At 25.1% G+C, this 18,898-nt stretch carries 13 protein-coding genes, 1 tRNA gene, 1 rRNA gene and 1 other RNA gene; 11 read left to right on the top strand and 5 right to left on the bottom strand.

Translation table 11 applies throughout. The annotated features are described in order from the left end of the window. The first annotated feature begins 60 nt into the window (after positions 1–60). The 5 genes from clpX (at position 61) to BU_RS02500 (ending at position 10,374) form a co-directional block, all read left to right on the top strand. Positions 61–1,350 carry an ATP-dependent protease ATP-binding subunit ClpX gene (clpX, locus tag BU_RS02480; protein WP_009874428.1) on the top strand — a complete coding sequence of 430 codons (1,290 nt, stop codon included), beginning with the start codon at positions 61–63 and terminating at the stop codon, positions 1,348–1,350. Between the two features lie 191 nt (positions 1,351–1,541). Then, on the top strand, positions 1,542–3,875 hold the full coding sequence (lon, locus tag BU_RS02485) for an endopeptidase La (RefSeq protein WP_010896136.1): 2,334 nt from the start codon (positions 1,542–1,544) through the stop codon (positions 3,873–3,875). Positions 3,876–4,016: 141 nt separating this feature from the next. Continuing rightward, the gene (locus BU_RS02490) at positions 4,017–5,888 is read left to right on the top strand and encodes a SurA N-terminal domain-containing protein (protein ID WP_010896137.1); all 1,872 of its coding nucleotides are present in this window, start codon (positions 4,017–4,019) and stop codon (positions 5,886–5,888) included. 972 nt (positions 5,889–6,860) lie between these two features. After that, positions 6,861–8,630, top strand: a complete 1,770-nt coding sequence (locus BU_RS02495) for a SmdA family multidrug ABC transporter permease/ATP-binding protein (protein WP_010896138.1) — start codon at positions 6,861–6,863, stop codon at positions 8,628–8,630. A gap of 1 nt (position 8,631) precedes the next feature. After that, entirely contained in the window at positions 8,632–10,374 is a 1,743-nt protein-coding gene (locus tag BU_RS02500; RefSeq protein WP_164927337.1) for a SmdB family multidrug efflux ABC transporter permease/ATP-binding protein, read from the top strand. A 4-nt stretch (positions 10,375–10,378) separates the two neighbouring features. On the opposite strand, the gene ffs is transcribed toward BU_RS02500, so the two are convergent. Continuing rightward, positions 10,379–10,474: signal recognition particle sRNA small type (gene ffs / locus BU_RS02505), an RNA gene on the bottom strand. A gap of 194 nt (positions 10,475–10,668) precedes the next feature. Here ffs and dnaX point away from each other — a divergent pair. From dnaX to adk, 4 genes are all read left to right on the top strand, one after another. Beyond that, entirely contained in the window at positions 10,669–11,754 is a 1,086-nt protein-coding gene (gene dnaX, locus BU_RS02510) for a DNA polymerase III subunit gamma/tau (protein WP_009874434.1), read from the top strand. Between the two features lie 319 nt (positions 11,755–12,073). Continuing rightward, entirely contained in the window at positions 12,074–12,403 is a 330-nt protein-coding gene (locus BU_RS02515; RefSeq protein ID WP_009874435.1) for a YbaB/EbfC family nucleoid-associated protein, read from the top strand. Positions 12,404–12,548: 145 nt separating this feature from the next. Further along, complete coding sequence (gene htpG / locus BU_RS02520; protein ID WP_009874437.1) at positions 12,549–14,423, top strand: molecular chaperone HtpG; 1,875 nt, start codon at positions 12,549–12,551, stop codon at positions 14,421–14,423. Positions 14,424–14,495: 72 nt separating this feature from the next. Beyond that, positions 14,496–15,143, top strand: a complete 648-nt coding sequence (gene adk / locus BU_RS02525; protein ID WP_009874438.1) for an adenylate kinase — start codon at positions 14,496–14,498, stop codon at positions 15,141–15,143. A gap of 4 nt (positions 15,144–15,147) precedes the next feature. Here the strand turns inward: adk and BU_RS02530 are convergent. Next, positions 15,148–15,221: transfer RNA gene (locus BU_RS02530), tRNA-Arg, on the bottom strand. Positions 15,222–15,373: 152 nt separating this feature from the next. Between BU_RS02530 and folD the strand changes: the two genes are divergently transcribed. After that, complete coding sequence (gene folD / locus BU_RS02535) at positions 15,374–16,231, top strand: bifunctional methylenetetrahydrofolate dehydrogenase/methenyltetrahydrofolate cyclohydrolase FolD (protein ID WP_010896140.1); 858 nt, start codon at positions 15,374–15,376, stop codon at positions 16,229–16,231. Here the strand turns inward: folD and cysS are convergent. Further along, positions 16,228–17,622: a cysteine--tRNA ligase gene (gene cysS / locus BU_RS02540; RefSeq protein WP_010896141.1), complete on the bottom strand. Its 1,395-nt coding sequence runs from the start codon at positions 17,620–17,622 to the stop codon at positions 16,228–16,230. The two genes, folD and cysS, sit on opposite strands and share 4 nt — an antisense overlap. 260 nt (positions 17,623–17,882) lie before the next feature. On the opposite strand from cysS, the gene ybeD reads away from it, so the two are divergent. Then, entirely contained in the window at positions 17,883–18,146 is a 264-nt protein-coding gene (gene ybeD / locus BU_RS02545) for a DUF493 family protein YbeD (protein WP_009874441.1), read from the top strand. A 106-nt stretch (positions 18,147–18,252) separates the two neighbouring features. On the opposite strand, the gene cspE is transcribed toward ybeD, so the two are convergent. After that, a complete protein-coding gene (gene cspE, locus BU_RS02550) occupies positions 18,253–18,462 on the bottom strand; it encodes a transcription antiterminator/RNA stability regulator CspE (RefSeq protein WP_009874442.1) in 210 nt (69 codons plus the stop codon). 288 nt (positions 18,463–18,750) lie between these two features. Further along, a 5S ribosomal RNA gene (rrf, locus tag BU_RS02555) occupies positions 18,751–18,866 on the bottom strand. Between the last annotated feature and the right edge of the window lie 32 nt (positions 18,867–18,898).

An 18,898-nucleotide genomic window follows, 5' to 3' on the forward strand; every position in this document is an offset into this window, starting at 1 on the left:
TGGAAAAATATAGAATCTATTTACTCAAAAATATAAAAAGCGCACAAAAAGAGGTTAAATATGACAGATAAGAGTAAAGACAATTCTAAAAGTCTTCTTTATTGTTCTTTTTGCGGAAAAAATCAAAAAGAAGTACAAAAATTAATAGCCGGTCCAAAAGTATATATATGTGACGAATGTATAAGGTTATGTAATGATATTATCACCGAAGAAACTATCAAACAAAATAATATAACTGATACTGAAAATAAAATAAATTACTTACCTAAACCACATGAAATAAAAAAACATCTTGATAATTATGTTATAGGACAAAATTATACAAAAAAAGTCCTCTCTGTTGCAGTTTATAATCATTACAAACGTCTTTATAATTTTAATAAAAAAACAGATTCGGTTGAATTGGGTAAAAGTAATATCTTATTAATAGGTCCCACTGGAAGTGGAAAAACATTATTAGCACAAACTCTAGCAAAATTATTAGATGTACCATTTACTATTACAGATGCAACAACCTTAACTGAAGCTGGATATGTAGGAGAAGATGTTGAAAATGTAATACAAAAGTTACTACAAAAATGTAAATATAATGTAAAAAAAGCAGAATTAGGAATTGTATACATAGATGAAATAGATAAAATAGCAAGAAAATCTGATAATCCATCTATCACTAGAGACGTATCTGGAGAGGGAGTACAACAAGCTCTACTAAAGTTAATTGAAGGAACGTTAGCTTCTATTCCACCTCAAGGCGGACGAAAACATCCACAACAAGAGTTTTTACAAGTAAATACCTCAAATATTTTATTTATATGTGCAGGCGCATTTTCAGAATTATCTAAAATTGTCTCTAAAAGACTGGATGCAGGAACGGAAATAGGTTTTAAAGCTAACATTAAGGAAAAAAAACAAAAAAAATCAGAAGATTTTTTATTAAAACAAGTAGAACCTGAAGATTTGATAAAATTCGGTTTAATTCCAGAATTCATTGGTCGTTTACCGATAATAACTATATTGAATAAATTAACTGAAGATGCATTAGTTAATATACTATGCAAACCTAAAAATGCTTTAATTAAACAGTATCAAACATTATTTGAATTAGAAAATGTAAAACTAGAATTTAACGCAGAATCTATTCAATTAATCGCAAAAAAAGCTATGAATAAAAACACTGGAGCCAGAGGATTACGATCTATTATTGAAGGTATACTACTTAATATAATGTATGAATTACCATCAATGGTTAACATAGAAAAAATATTAATTAATGAGTCTGTTGTAAACTCTAATTCATTGCCAAAAATAATATATGGAAAAAACAAATCAAAAAAAGCATCAGGTGAATAAAAAAAACATTTGATGATCCAAAAAATAAAGGTAGTTAGCTTTTATTTTGTCAAACGCTTAGTATTAAACGTCAAGCAACCATCCCGATATACTTGGCTGATTATAGGTGCAACTTGCATGTTTTATTATATATCGTGCAGTTTTTAAATATTATAAATATCGGGAAAAAATTCAACTAAAGAGAGAGCTCTATGAATTCTGAGCGTTCTGAACGCATTACAATTCCTGTTTTACCATTGAGAGATGTAGTTATATATCCTCATATGGTAATTCCATTATTTGTAGGTCGTCAAAAATCAATTAAATGTATTGAAACATCTATGAGTAATGACAAAAAAATTATGTTGATTGCACAAAAAGAAGCATCTAAAGATGAACCTACTCCTAAAGATTTATTTGATATAGGAACTATTAGTGCAATTTTACAAATGTTAAAATTGCCAGATGGCACAGTAAAGGTATTGATAGAAGGATTACAACGCGCCCATATTAAAAATTTAACAAATAACGGAGAACATTTTATTGCGGAAGTAGAATTAATTTCTTCCTCCAATCTTTTAGATAAAAATCAAGAAGTATTGATTCGTACAACAATGAATCAATTTGAATCTTATATTAAACTTAATAAAAAGATTCCATTAGAAATATTAAATGTACTTAATAATATCAAAAATTCAGAAAAACTAGCAGACACCATTGCTGCTCATATGCCCTTAAAGTTAAATGATAAACAATCAGTCTTAGAAATACGTAATATAAATGATAGATTAGAATTTCTAATGGCTATTATGGAATCTGAAATAGATTTACTTCAAGTTGAAAAAAGAATTAGGCATCGTGTTAAAAAACAAATGGAAAAAAGTCAAAGAGAATATTATTTAAATGAACAAATTAAAGCCATTCAAAAAGAACTTGGTGATATGGATGAAATTCCAGATGAAAACAAAATATTAAAGCGTAAAATTAAATCATCAAAAATGCCAAAAGAAGCAAGAGAAAAAACAGAATTAGAATTACAAAAATTAAAAATGATGTCACCTATGTCAGCAGAAGCAACAGTAGTACGAAGTTATATAGATTGGATGATACAGGTACCCTGGTACCTTAAAACAAAAATCAAAAAAGATCTCCAACAAGCTAAAAAAATTCTAGATATTGACCATTTTGGTCTTGAAACAGTCAAGGATAGAATCCTAGAATACTTAGCAGTACAAAGTAGAAAAAATAAAATAAAAGGTCCTATTTTATGTTTAATAGGGCCACCTGGTGTAGGAAAAACATCATTAGGAAAATCTATCGCAAGATCTACAGGTAGAAAATACGTAAGAATAGCTTTGGGTGGTATAAGAGATGAGGCAGAAATTAGAGGTCATAGACGTACATATATAGGTTCTATGCCGGGAAAATTAATTCAAAAAATGGCTAAAGCAAAAGTCAAAAATCCTTTATTTTTATTAGATGAAATTGATAAAATGTCTCGTGATATAAGAGTAGATCCAGCATCTGCTTTATTAGAAGTATTAGATTCAGAACAAAATATGAATTTTAATGATCACTATCTAGAAGTAGATTATGATCTTTCAGATGTAATGTTTGTAGCAACATCTAATTCAATGAATATACCTGCACCATTACTTGATCGTATGGAAATAATTCGTCTTTCTGGTTATACTGAAGATGAAAAACTAAATATAGCAAAAAGATATCTATACCCAAAACAAATTGAAAGAAATGGTCTAGAAGAAAATGAGATAAAAATTACCGATTCTGCGATTATTAGTATTATTCACTATTATACTCGTGAAGCGGGCGTGCGTAGTTTGGAACGTGAGATTTCTAAAATATGCAGAAAAGCAGTAAAAAATTTAATATTAGATAAATCTTTAAAACATATTGAAATAAATAGTAAAAATTTAAAAAAATTCTTAGGAATTAAACGTTTTGATTACGGAAAAATTCATGGTACAAACCAAATTGGACAAGTTATTGGGCTAGCATGGACTGAAGTAGGTGGAGAATTACTTACAATTGAAACAACATGTGTATCAGGAAAGGGAAAACTTACATACACAGGTTCTTTAGGCGAAGTTATGCAAGAATCTATTCAAGCTGCATTGACTGTAGTTCGTTCTCAAGCTGATAGATTAGGTATTAAGAAAGATTTTCATGAAAAACATGACATTCATGTTCATGTTCCTGAAGGTGCAACACCAAAAGATGGACCAAGTGCAGGTGCAGCAATGTGTACAGCTATTGTTTCATCATTAACAAATAATCCAGTTAAATCGAATGTTGCAATGACGGGTGAAATTACTCTTCATGGGAAAATACTACCTATTGGAGGATTAAAAGAAAAATTATTAGCAGCACATCGTGGGGGGATTAAAACAGTATTGATACCCTATGAAAACAAGCGTAATCTTGAAGAAATACCTAAGAATATAATCGAAGGATTAAATATACATCCAATTAAAAAAATAGAAGAAGTTTTAAAATTATCTTTAGAAAAGATACCTTATGTTTAAATAAAGACCAATATTAACATAATATAAATAAAAAAAACTTGGCTGACAAAGAATCGTCAGCCTATATATTTTAATATAATAACAAAAACAACAATATTTTTTATTTTACTTAATATTTAAAATATTTAGGATCGTCATATCATGACAAAATATTCACAAGCACGATTAAATAGTATTATAGTTAAATTTATTTTAGGAGTAATTATTTTATCTTTGATATTAAGTACTATAAGTATTTATATAAATAGAGATTTTGAAAAATACATAGCAACTGTCAATGGTGAAAAAATTAGTTTTAATCTCTTCAAAAAAATGTATTTTATTGAAAGAGAAAAACAAAAAAAAATACTAGGAAAAAATTTTTTTAAATTTAGTCATAATGAAAATTTTACAAAAGAAACTTATAATTATGTTTTATCTCAATTAATTAATAATGTTCTTTTAGAACAATATGCAAAAAATATGAATTATCTCGAAGTCAATGATAATACGATAAAAAAAATAATATACAATTCTCCTATTTTTCAAAAAAACAATAAATTCAGTAAAGAGCGATATTTAAATTATCTTACATCTATAAATTCAACTAATCATGAATATATTAATATAATTAAAAAAAAAATAAACACAGAAAATTTAATACATACCATTTCTAAAAGTAATTTTATTTTAAAAAAAGAAGAAAAAAATATTATAAAACTATTATCTCAAAAAAGAATAATAAAAAAAGCAATTGTTAAAATAGATCCTTCAATCTATAAAAAAAATATAACAAATCAAGAAGCACAAATTTATTTCAAAAAAAATCAAGATAATTTTTATATTCCAGAAAAATTTAAAATTAATTTTGTTGAATTAAAAACTGATAACTTTAAAATACATTGCGAAAATAAAGAGATTTATGATTGGTATATAAGAAATATTACACAATACTCAACTAAAGAAAAAAGAAGATATAGTATTATTCAAGTCAAAAATAAACAACAAGCCATATCGATATTATCTAGATTGCATAATACACCAGAAGATTTTTCAAAAATAGCTCAAGAACAATCAACAGATCCAATTTCATCAAAAAAAGATGGAGATATTGGCTGGATATCAATAGATCTTATACCAGATGAAATTAAACATGCAAATTTAAATAAAAAAAATCAAATATCTGATGTTATTCCCTTTCATAATGAATTTTTAATTGTTAAATTAAATGAGACTCAAATTGGGACACAAAAAAAAATATATGAAGTATTTGATAGTATTAAAAAACAAATAAAACAAAAAAAATCATTAGATTTATATAATGAACTAAAAAATAAAATATCTAATAATCTTAAAAACGATCCAGGAAAAATTGAGAGGATTCTTAAAGAGAATAACATATTAATTCAAGAAACTGATTGGTTTGATAAAAAATCAATACCTAAAGTATTAAATATTCCTATATTAAAACAATTCATTTTTAACAAAAAACTATTTCAAAAAGATACAACAGTCAAACCGCAGTTTCATTTTATTGTTTTAAAAAAAAATCAATCTTTTTTAATTAAAATTAAAAAATTTAAAAATAAAGAAATTCAACATTTCGAAAATGTTAAAAAAAATATTATAAAAAAATTAAGGTTTATAAAAGCAATAAAAGAAACCAAAAAAAAATCAGAAGAAATTATTTATGATTTAACACAAGGAAGAAAAAAATTATTTAAACAATCAAATCTTTATTTCACTGATCCTGAAATTATATCACGTTACGATCTAAGTGCTATTACATCGATAGTTTTTTCTTTACCTCATCCACAAAAAGGTAAGAAAATATATACTTTATATAACGATAAAAATAAAAATTTTATAATTATATCACTCGAAAAAGTTTACAATACAAATTTCTCCGAAAAAGAAAAAAATGTTATTCTTGAATATTTATCAAGACATAATACTGAAATAATTTTTAATTCTATTCTCAAAGATTTACGAGAAAAATCAATAATAAAATATGAAAACATAGTAAATAAATAACATATACTTTTAGAAAGTTATTCAATATAAGTATATTTTTTTAAATTCGAATAACTTTATAAAAAAATTCTAACTTGATTGAAAAAATATTTATTATTAACTATAATATTTTTCATTTTTATTTCAACGATATGAACATAGTAAACGTAATTTAATTATTATTAATCTCATATCTTCTTGTCAAAGAAACATAAATTTTAATATTAAAAAATAATATCTTTATTCAAAACTATTAAAAAAATAAATACCTGATTTAAAAATTATATTAATATAATATTCTATTAGTCTGATAAAACCCATATTTCTAAATTATTTAAAGTAAGTTTAAATATTTAAAATTAATATTTCTATTAATATCTAATTTAATAACATTGTTTACTATTTTAAAAAATTTATTTCTATAATTTAAAATAATAAGAAAAATACATTTTATTCATACTCAAAAAAAGTAGATCTATTTTTTCATGATACATATATATAAAACTGAAATTAAAAAATAAAATATTAAAAAAAGAGAAAACATATTTAAAAAAAAATATGTAATAAAAAGTAGTATTCTAAATACAATATTTCATTAAAATACTAAAAAATAGACTTAAAAATATTTAACCTCTAAAATTATAACATTTTCTACTTAAATTTTTTAATATAAAAATAGAAAAATTTCTTCAAATTTATATCATAAGTTAAAGAATAAACTTCTTTGGATACATGTATATAATGTATTAAATAAATTATTAAATTATATCTAATCATTAAAAACAAGAAAGATATTGTATTTTTTTATCAATTATAATCTTTAAATTTTTTTTATTTTATACAATAAATGATTATCATTTTGACTATGAATAAATCAAATGTTATCAAAAAAATTATTTTTAGATCAAAAAAACAAAAACATTTTTATCTAAAAATAAACACTTTATTGTTAAAAAACCCTTTTTTAATATATCTAAACCTTAGGATTTTTTTGTGAAATTGTTTAATCAGTTAAGATGGTTTTTTGTGCGAGAATGGAAAAGATATTTAGGAGCAATTTTATTATTAATAATTATTGCAACTTTGCAATTATTACCCCCTAAAATAGTTGGTGTTTTAATAGATCTAATTATAAAAAAAAATATGCATGGCGTACAAATATTACCGTGGATTTTAATTATTTTTTTAGTAGCTGTAATTGTATATATATTACGATATTTATGGAGAATACTCTTATTTGGTGCTTCTTATCAATTAGCAACAGAACTTCGAGTAAAATTTTATACTTATCTTAGTCAGCAAAGTCAAATATTTTTTTTAAAAAATAGAACTGGAGATTTAATAGCCAGAGCAACAAACGATGTTGATCGTGTAGTTTTTGCTGCAGGGGAAGGTGTTCTAACACTTGTTGATTCATTGGTTATGGGCTTTTCTGTCTTAATAGTGATGAGTACTCAAATTAGTTTTTTGTTAACAATAATTTCTTTAATACCTATGCCAATAATGGCTATATTAATAAAAAAATACGGAAAAGAATTACATGAAACTTTTCGTCATGCTCAAATATCTTTTTCTTTATTAAATAATCAAACACAAGAAATATTAACAAGTATTAGAATGATTAGAGCATTTGGCTTAGAAAAAAATCAATCTAATAAATTTAACATCATTACAAGAAATACAGGAAAAAAAAACATGGAAGTAGCTAAAATAGATGCACGTTTTGATCCAGTAATTTATTTGTCAGTAGCTTTTTCTAATTTATTAGCGATTATCGGTGGAGGATGGTTGGTATGGAACAATCAGATTAGTATAGGACAATTAACTAGTTTTATTATGTACTTGGGATTAATGATTTGGCCGATGTTAGCACTTGCATGGATGTTTAATATAGTTGAAAGAGGCAGTGCAGCTTGGGATAGAATACATTCAATTATAAATAAAAAATTATACATTGAAGATGGAAAGAACAATATCCCACCATATCCCGGTATATTGAATATTAATATTAAAAAATTCTACTACCCAAATAATCAAAAACCATCTTTAAAAGATATACGCATCCTTATAAAACCTGGAAACACTTTAGGTATTTGCGGCCCTACAGGATCTGGAAAAAGCACTTTGTTAATGCTTATTCAAAGACAATTTAATTTTAAAAAAGAAGAAATACATTACCATTCTTTATCATTGCTAGAAATAAAAATCGACGATTGGAGAAGAAGAATCGCTGTTGTAAATCAAACTTCTTTTTTATTTTCAGATACTATATCTAATAATATTTCTTTAGGAAAACCTAATGCGTCTCAAAAAGAAATCGAGGAAGTAGCAAAATTAGCTGATGTACATAAAGATATTATCGACTTGCCAGAAAGATATGAAACTCAAGTAGGAGAACGTGGTGTAATGTTATCTGGTGGTCAAAAACAGCGTGTTTGTATTGCAAGAGCACTATTGTTAAATGCAGAAATATTAATATTAGATGATGCACTCTCTGCTGTTGATGCTCAAACTGAAAATAATATCTTGAAAAATATTAACGAATGGAAAAAAAAGAAACATTCATTGATCATTACAACACATCGTCTATCAGCATTAATTAATTCAGATGAAATTATAGTAATTAAGAGTGGTTCCATCATACAAAGAGGAAATCATTTAAAATTAATTCAAGAAAAAAATTGGTATAAATCTATGTACTATTATCAGCAATCAGAAATAGAACTTGAGGATAATGAAAAAACAGGTGAAAAAAATTTATAACATGAATCATTTAATTGCGTTCTGGCCAATTTTAAAACGTCTACTAATTTATGTAAAACCTCATAAAAAAAAATTAATTTTAGCGTTTATTTTTCTTTTAAGTGGATCAACTTCAGAAGTTTTAGGCCCAATCTTGATCAGTTATTTTATTAATAATATTTTATCTAAACATCAACTACATTTATTAATAATTTTAACTATAATTACATTATTTATAATATTACAAATATTATCAGTATTTTTGAATTATTTTCAAAGTATTTTATTTAATAAAATAGCAGTAGAAAGCATTAACAAATTACGTCAAGATGTTATGTATGCTGCATTGCAACAACCTATTAGCGAATTTGATTCTCAACCTATTGGACAGATGATTTCAAAAGTAACGAATGATACTGAAGCAGTTAAAGAACTATATGACACAGTTGGACCTACATTGTTTCGAAGTATAATATTAATTTTTATTATATTATTTGCAATGTTTACTCTTGAATGGCATATGGCCCTTGTTGCTTTATTTATTTTACCATTAGTCATTACAATTATGCTGGTTTATCAATATTATAGTACGCCACTTTTACGGAAAGTAAGATATTACTTAGCTGAAATTAATAATAAATTTAATGAAACGATTAATGGAATGAATGTAATTCAGCAATTCTGTCAGCAACGTAGATTTCAGGAAAAAATAAAAAAAAGTAGTGATTTACATTACATGTCACGTATGAAAATATTAAGACTAGACGGTTTTTTATTAAGACCACTTCTGAGTTTATTATCTTCTATGATATTATGTAACTTCATGTTCTTATTTAGTTTTTTTCCAGTTGGAGCTTTTGAAGTAGGTGTACTATATGCGTTTATTACTTATCTTGGACGACTAAATGAACCTTTAATTGCTATTACAATCCAACAGTCAGTATTACAACAATCTATTGTTGCAGGAGAAAGAATATTTTCACTAATAGATTCGCCAAAACAAAAATATGGAAAAAATAAAGATTTATTAAAAAGTGGAAAAATAAATATTCAAAATGTTAGTTTTTATCATAAAAACTGCAATAAAAATATACTAGAAAATATTAATATTAAAATTTCCTCTAAAAGTTTTGTTGCATTTGTAGGACATACTGGTAGTGGAAAAAGCACTTTAGCAAATTTAATCATGGGATATTATCCTCTAAAAAATGGAAAAATATATTTAGATGACAAGTCTATTGATTCAATAAGTCATAGTGTTTTAAGAAGAAATGTATTAATGGTACAACAAGATCCAATAGTTCTCTCTGATACTTTTTTTTATAATATTACATTGGGAAGAAAGATACCTGAAGAAAAAGTTTGGAATATATTAGATACGGTTCATCTTTCAGATTTAGTCAAATCGATGCCTAAAGGTATTTATTCCCTTCTAGGAGAAGAAGGTAATAATTTATCTGTTGGTCAAAAACAATTATTAGCGATTGCTAGAGTATTGGTTGCATATCCTAAAGTACTTATATTAGATGAAGCTACTGCTAATATTGATTCTGGAACAGAGCAATTAATTCAAAAAACACTATTATCGATACGAAAAAACTGTACTTTAATAATAATAGCTCATAGACTTTCGACTATTATCGAAGCAGATTCAATTATAGTTTTAAAAAAGGGGAAAATTGTTGAATTTGGTACTCATGAACAATTATTAACTAAAAAAAGTTGTTATTATAAAATGTATAAATTTCAATCATGTAAATTTTAGGAGTTTCTGTTAGCTTTATCAGAACACCTGTATCAATTGATTTGGCTGCTTCCTTCCGAATCTGACCAACTATTCAATATTGCAGTGTTTGGAGCTAACAGATAACTCTTTATTTATATTTTCATAATAAAAAATTAGATTTTTTATTATATAGATGAAATTTAAAATTTACAACCAATATTTATTTTTAAAAACTATATTTCAAAAATATTTGAAAAATCAAGAAGAGTACTTTCACAATACAATTAATATTGATAGCATAATAGTTTTTTAATGAAACATTATGAAATTTATATGAACTATCAAATATTAGCACGAAAATGGCGTCCACAATATTTTAGAGATATAATCGGTCAAAAACATATTGTTACTGCTATATCTAACGGATTATCTCTTGGTCGTATTCATCATGCATGGTTATTATCTGGTACTAGAGGAATCGGAAAGACTACTATCGCTCGCTTACTTGCTAAAAGTCTAAATTGTCAAAATGGAATCACATCAGATCCTTGTAGACAATGTATTATTTGTAAAGAAATAGAAAAAGGGTTATGTTTAGACGTAATTGAAATAGATGGAGCTTCTCGGACTAAAGTTGAAGAAATGCGAGAAATTTTAGATAGTATTTATTATTCTCCTATTAAAAGTCGTTTTAAAGTATATTTAATTGATGAAGTACACATGCTTTCTCGTCATAGTTTTAATGCACTTCTTAAAACTCTTGAAGAACCACCTGAACATGTTAAGTTTGTTTTAGCAACTACAGATGTAGACAGAATCCCTAAAACTATTATCTCTCGTTGTTTGTATTTTAAATTGCAAATAATATCTGAAGAAAAAATTTTCAAATTTTTAAAGTATATTTTAATTAAAGAATCTATTGATACAGATGAATATTCTTTAAAAAAAATAGCTTATCATGCTCATGGAAGTATACGCGATGCACTTAATTTACTAGAACATGCTATAAATCTAGGAAATGGACATGTTAATATAAAAAATGTAACAGATATGCTAGGACTTCTACCAGAAAAATATTCTTTTTTGTTAACTGATGCGGTTTTAAAAAAAGATTCAAAAAAAACAATGTTGTTGTTAAATAAAATTAGTAGTATAGGAGTAGAATGGGAAGAAATTTTGATAGAAATGTTACGTTTTTTATATCATATTTCTACATCGCAATCTTTTCCATTAGTTTGGGAAAAAATTTTTACCGAAAAATACAAAAATCAAATTCAAAAAATAGCTCAAAATAATAAAAAAACTAATATTCAATTATGTTATCAAATACTATTAAATGGAAGAAAAGAACTAAAGTTTGCTCCAAGTCAAAAAATAGGAGTAGAAATGTCTTTATTACGTGTTATTTCTGCAATATAAAAAATATAATATTAATATAAAAACATATAAATTTAACAAGATCATAAAAGATATGAAATAATTAATATTTCATATAAAAACATATTGAAAGTATTTGATATGTATATTTAACTGATAAAAAAATATCCAATACAGTATAATAAATTGATAATATAAAAAAATGCACATGATAAAAAATAATATATATAGTAATTTTAACAAATCATTAAATAAAACATATAGATAAAAAAAATAGAAAATTATTTATTTTTAAAATAAAATTTTTGGCATAAAAAATAAAAAATATGACTTTCACATTACAAAAAAGAGATCAATATATATGTTTACTAAAGGTGGTTTAGGTAATTTGATGAAACAAGCACAACAAATGCAAGAAAAAATGGCAAAAATACAAGAGGAAATAGCTCAAATGGAAGTGACAGGAGAAGCTGGCGCTGGATTAGTTAAAGTGACAATTAATGGTGCACATAATTGTAGACGTGTGGAAGTAGATCCTAGTTTACTTCAAGACGATAAAGATATGCTAGAAGATTTAGCAGCAGCCGCATTTAATGATGCGACAAGAAGAATATCTGAAGTACAAAAAAAGAAAATGTCTGCTATATCTACAGGCATGCAGCTTCCAAATGGATTTAATATGCCCGTTTAAATAAAATAAAGTAAAAAAATTATATATGCGAAATAAGTATAAATTTATTGAATAAATTTATTTTTACTATGATAATTTTATTCAAAAGTACTTTTTATACTTTTAAAATTACTTTTATTGTTAATTTAAAAAGAGGTCTTTCTGCATGAAAACACAAAAAAAAGAAGTTTATAATTTTCAATCAGAAACAAAAAAATTATTACATTTAATGATTCATTCACTATATTCTAACAAGGAAATTTTTTTAAGAGAATTGATATCTAATTCATCAGATGCAATAGATAAATTACGATTTGAATCTATATCATCACCAGAATTATATGAAAATGATAGTGATGTAAAAATTCAAATATCTATAAATAAAGCACAAAGAACATTGATCATTAGTGATAATGGCATTGGAATGACAAAAGAAGACACCATTGAAAATCTTGGAACAATTGCTAAATCAGGAACAAAATCATTTCTCCAATCTCTAGAACAAAAACAAAATAAAAAAAATGAATTAATTGGAGAATTTGGCGTTGGTTTCTATTCATCTTTTATTGTATCAGAAAAAGTCTCAGTTAGAACTAGATTTGCTGGTTTAGAATCTAATAAAGGAATATTATGGGAATCTTCAGGAGAAGGAGAGTACAATATTACAAATATTGTAAAAAAAACTAGAGGTACTGAAATCACTCTATTTTTAAAAAAAGAAGAAGAAGAATTTTTAGAAACTTGGCGTATAAAAAATATAATTAGTAAATACTCTGATCATATTACTATTCCAATACATATACAAGATTATGATAAAAAAAATAAAACATATTTTTGGGAACAAATTAATAAAGCTAAAGCATTATGGACATTGAATAAATCCTCTATTACAGAAGAAGAATATAAAGATTTTTATAAACATCTCACCAATGATCAAAATGATCCTCTTATATGGAGTCATAATCACGTAGAAGGCAATCAAGAGTATATTAGTTTATTATATATTCCTGAAAAAGCTGCTTGGGATATATGGAATAGAGATAATAAACACGGTTTAAAATTATATGTAAAACGTGTTTATATTATGGATAATTCTCAAGCCTTTCTTCCTAATTACTTACGTTTTATAAAAGGTTTAATAGATTCTAGCGATTTACCATTAAATATTTCTCGTGAAATATTACAAGATAATTCTATTACAGAAAAATTAAGAAAATCACTGATAAAAAAATCTTTAAGTATGTTAGAAAAACTAGCACAGAAAAATAATGAAAAATACCAAATTTTTTGGAATCAATTCGGTCTCGTTTTAAAGGAAGGTCCTGCAGAAGATCATGAAAATTTAAACAAAATTGCTAATCTATTACGTTTTACATCAATGAAAAGTAATAATTCCGAACAAAAGATGTCTTTAAAAGAATATATATCAAATATGAACGAACAACAAGAAAAAATATATTACATTACTGCAGATAGTTATTCGTCTGCAAATAACAGTCCTCATTTAGAATTATTTAAAAAAAATAATATTGATGTATTATTATTATCGGATCGAATTGACGAATGGATGATGAATTACCTTTCTGAATTTGAAGGAAAAAAGTTTCAATCTATTAGCAAAGAAGATATTTCTCTAAATAAGCTGACAAAAGAAAAAAAAATAAAAAACAAAGATGTTTCAACAGAAATGATTGAATTTTTAAAAAAAGTTAAAAACATACTTGGCAACCAAGTAAAAGATGTAAGATTAACACATAGATTAACAGAAACTCCTTGTGTTTTACTTAGTGATTCTACCGAAATGACTACACAAATGGCTAAACTTTTTTCTGCAGCAGGACAATCTGTGCCAGAGTTAAAATACATTTTTGAAATTAATCCGGATCATATTTTAATAAAAAAAATATGTACTATTAATAATGAGAATGAATTGCATCAATGGATTAAATTATTATTAGACCAGGCATTATTAGCAGAAAAAGGTAATTTAGAAAATCCACATAAATTTATTTCTAGAATGAATAAATTACTTATTAAATAATAAAAAACATGATTACTACTATTATATTAGTAGTAATCTTTAGATTAACTTATACAAACATAAGAAATAAATATGCGTATTATTTTGCTAGGAGCACCTGGAACAGGAAAGGGTACACAAGGAAAATTTATTACAGAAAAATATAAAATTCCTCAAATATCTACAGGTGATATGCTCCGAGAAAGTGTTGTGTTGAAAAATAAAATAGGAATGATTATTAAAAATATTATTGAAGAGGGTAAACTAGTCTCTGATGAAATTGTATGTCATTTAATAAAAAATAGAATTAAAAAACACGACTGTATCAATGGTTTTATATTAGATGGTTTTCCAAGAACTATCCAACAAGCTTTGTACTTATCAAAAAAAAATATTAAAATAGATTATGTATTAGAATTCATAATTCCACATGAATATATATTAGAACGTATATCAGGAAGACGCATACATATACAATCAGGACGTATCTATCATGTAAAATTCAAGCCCCCAAAAATCAAAGACAAAGACGATCTAACTGGACAAACTTTAATCACAAGAAAAGATGATACAAAAGAGGGCATTAAAAAAAGATTAGAAGAATACAAAAAAGTACATGATCCTTTAGTACAATATTATATTCATGAAAAAAAACGGGGTAATATAAAATTTTTTCAAATTGATGCTATGCTTTCATTTTCATCTATTAGAAAAAAATTAGAAACAATTTTAAAAAAATAGTTTTTGCGTTCTACAGGATTTGAACCTGTGACCTACGGCTTAGAAGGCCGTTGCTCTATCCAGCTGAGCTAAGAACGCATAAATAATTAGATTAAAATCTAACACTAATATAATATATATGCAACTAAATTACTATGAATATTATTAAATTTTGATATATTTAATCATACTATTAAAAATAGTAATAATATTTTAGTATATAACATATAAAAAAATTGAGTTACTTACTGATGCCAGCAATAATTATAGATGGTAATAAAATAGCAAAAAAAATAGAACTAAAAATTTTAAAGAAGGTAAAACAAAGAAAAAAAAATGGAGAAAGAATACCTGGTTTAGCTATGATTTTAGTAGGAAATCATATTCCTTCTCAAATTTATGTAAATAAAAAAAAAATATCATGTAAAAATGTTGGTTTTTTTTCAGAATGCTGGAATTTACCTAGTAATATCAATGAGAAAGAAATATTAAATATTATTTCTAAATTAAATGAAAATAAAAATATAGATGGTATTTTAATACAATTACCTCTTCCCCCACAAATAAATCACATGAAGATTTTAAGTAGTATTGTTCCTGATAAAGACGTAGATGGATTTCATCCTTATAATACAGGTTCTTTATGCCAAAGAACGCCAAAATTAAGAGCATGTACACCTAAGGGCATTATTACAATGTTAAAATATAATAAGATAAAAACTCATGGATTACATGCGGTTATGGTTGGAGCATCTAATATCGTTGGAAGACCTATGAGTTTAGAGTTGTTATTAGCAGGATGTACAACTACTGTCACACATCGGTTTACAAAAAATTTAAAAGATCATGTTCAGAATGCTGACCTATTAATTGTTGCAGTAGGAAAAGCAAATTTTTTAAAAGGCAGTTGGATTAAAACAGGATCTATAGTTATAGACGTAGGTATTAACAGATTAAAAAATGGAAAAGTAGTAGGTGATGTAGAATTTAAAACTGCATATCTACGAGCATCTTACATTACTCCTGTACCAGGTGGCGTTGGTCCTATGACAGTTGCAACATTATTACAAAATACATTAGAAGCTTGTGAAAATCATGATGATATTTAAGATTTTTTATTTTTACGCCATATTGTTTTATCAGGTAAATCTTCTAATATTATATCTAAAGACATGAGTTTTTTTCGTATATTATCTGCTTCTTGCCATAATTTTGATTGTCTTGCAATATTTCTTTTTTCTATTAATAATTGAATTTCTTTTAGTGTGAGTAAATTTAATGTAGTTTTTTTTTGTAAGAACTCTTTTGGATCCTGAAATAAAAAACCTAAATTATTTGCTAAATATTTTAATCTAAAAGCAAATTTATTTGTTTTTAATATGTCTTTATTTTTTAAAAAATTAATTTTACGTGCTATTTTAAAAAAAATAGAAAATACTGCAGGAGTATTAAAATCATCATTCATTGCATTATAAAATTCTAATTCAAAATTAAGGCCTTCTTCGTTATTAAAAAAAGGATTAGTATCATACAATGCTGTGTATAAATATTTTAATGAAGTATATGCTTGATCTAAATTTTTTTCACAGTAGTAAATAGGATGACGATAGTGTGTTGAAAGAAAAAAATAACGTAACACTTCAGCATCACAATCCTTTAAAATATTTCTTAAAAAATAAACATTACCTAAAGATTTAGACATTTTTTTATTATTCAGTATAACCATGCCAGTATGCATCCAAAAATTGATCATCGATTTATTATTAAAACATATAGATTGAGATCTTTCATTTTCATGATGAGGGAAAAGAAGATCAGAGCCGCCTCCATGAATATCGATAGAATTATTAAAAAAAACATTAGTTATAGCACTGCATTCAATATGCCAACCAGGACGTCCCTTTCCCCATGGAGAATCCCAAGAATATTCTTCTTTATTAGAAGATTTCCAAAGTATAAAATCTAATGGATTTTTTTTCATATTATTTAAAGGGATTCGTGATCCAGATTCTAATGATGTTAAAGACTGACGAGATAAAGTCCCATAATTAGGATCACTATCTATAGAAAAAATAACATCACCATTTTTGTGAATATATGCATGTTTTTTCTTTATTAACGTTGTAATTATCCTAATAATATTATCAATATAATCTGTAACACGAGGTTCTTCATCAGGAACAGATATACCTAATAAATCAAAATCTTTATGCATTTCTTTTATCATAGAAGCAGTAAAAGTATTAATTTTCTTTTTTTCTTTAGTAGATTTTGAAATAATTTTATCATCGATATCAGTAATGTTTCGAACATATTTGACTTGAAAACCAGAAAAACGTAAATAACGAACTATCATATCAAAAACTACGAAAGTACGTCCGTGTCCAATATGACAAAAATCATAAACAGTAACACCACATACATATAAATTAACTCTATTCTTTTTAATAGGGGTAAAAATTTCTTTCGTACTAGTTAGTGTATTAAAAATTTTTAACATAATTTGTATCCCGTAAAAATATATTTAAAGAAAATAATATAAATATATTATTTTCTATATTACCAATGTGCTAAAATGATTAAATTATTTTTTACTAGAAATTTTTATAAAATTTTATTTTTTAAATAAAACCATACAATTATTTATAAAATTTATGAAATTAATTATAAAATACATAATAAAAAATTAATATTATGACAAAATTTTATGTTTTGAAAGAATAATAAAATATTTTTTTGTAAAAAAAATAGGGGTTAATAATGAAAACAAAATTGCGAGAAATGTTAAGATTCCCTTGTTTTTTTACTTATAAGATTATTGGTTTAGCGCAGCCTGAACTGATCGATCAAATAATTAAAGTTATTCAAATTCAGATTCCTGGAGACTACACTCCTCAAGTAAAATCAAGTAATAGAGGAAACTATCTTTCTGTTTCAATTACAATATGTGCTAAAAATTTTGAACAAATTGAATGTTTATATCATGAAATTAGTAAAATTAATATAGTAAGAATGGTTTTATAAAACATCAAAATATATGTGAAATATTTTGTACTAATATGGTACAGCTCTCTTTAGGAGCTGTACTATAAAACATATTTGTTTTTATATTAAAAACAATTGAATAACTTTATAAACTAATAACATTAGCGGCAGATGGTCCTTTTGCTCCTTCGGTGATTTCGAATTCAACACTCTGACCTTCTGCTAAAGTTTTAAATCCATTGCTTTGTATTGCTGAAAAATGAACAAACACATCCTTACTACCGTCTTCTGGAGTAATAAAACCAAAACCTTTAGATTCATTAAACCACTTAACATTACCTTTAATCTTGGACATCTATATTACCTTACATGAAAAAATATACTACATTGAAAAAAGTATTAATCAACAATTACTTATGATTAAAAATCAAATATAAAAAAATTTAAATTCTCAATAGATTAACATGTAAATCTATTCTTAGCTAGAAAGTAATTTGATTTTAAAAATATTTGTATAAAATTTAATAAGAATATTTTTATTTTTAATAAATACTATACTATTCATAAATTAAAATAGTAATATATTTTAAAAAATAATTTATTTCAAGTATAAAAAAACCCGAAAAAAATTTCGGGTTTTTTTTCCTGGATTTGACCTACTCTCACACGGGGAGGCCCCGTACTACCATCGGCGTTATAGCGTTTCACTTCTGAGTTCGGAATGGATTCAGGTGGTACCACTACACTATTTTTACCAGGAATTTAATAAATTTTTTATGTTATTAAAATAT

It is taken from the genome of Buchnera aphidicola str. APS (Acyrthosiphon pisum) (genome assembly GCF_000009605.1).
GTDB lineage: Bacteria > Pseudomonadota > Gammaproteobacteria > Enterobacterales > Enterobacteriaceae > Buchnera > Buchnera aphidicola_I.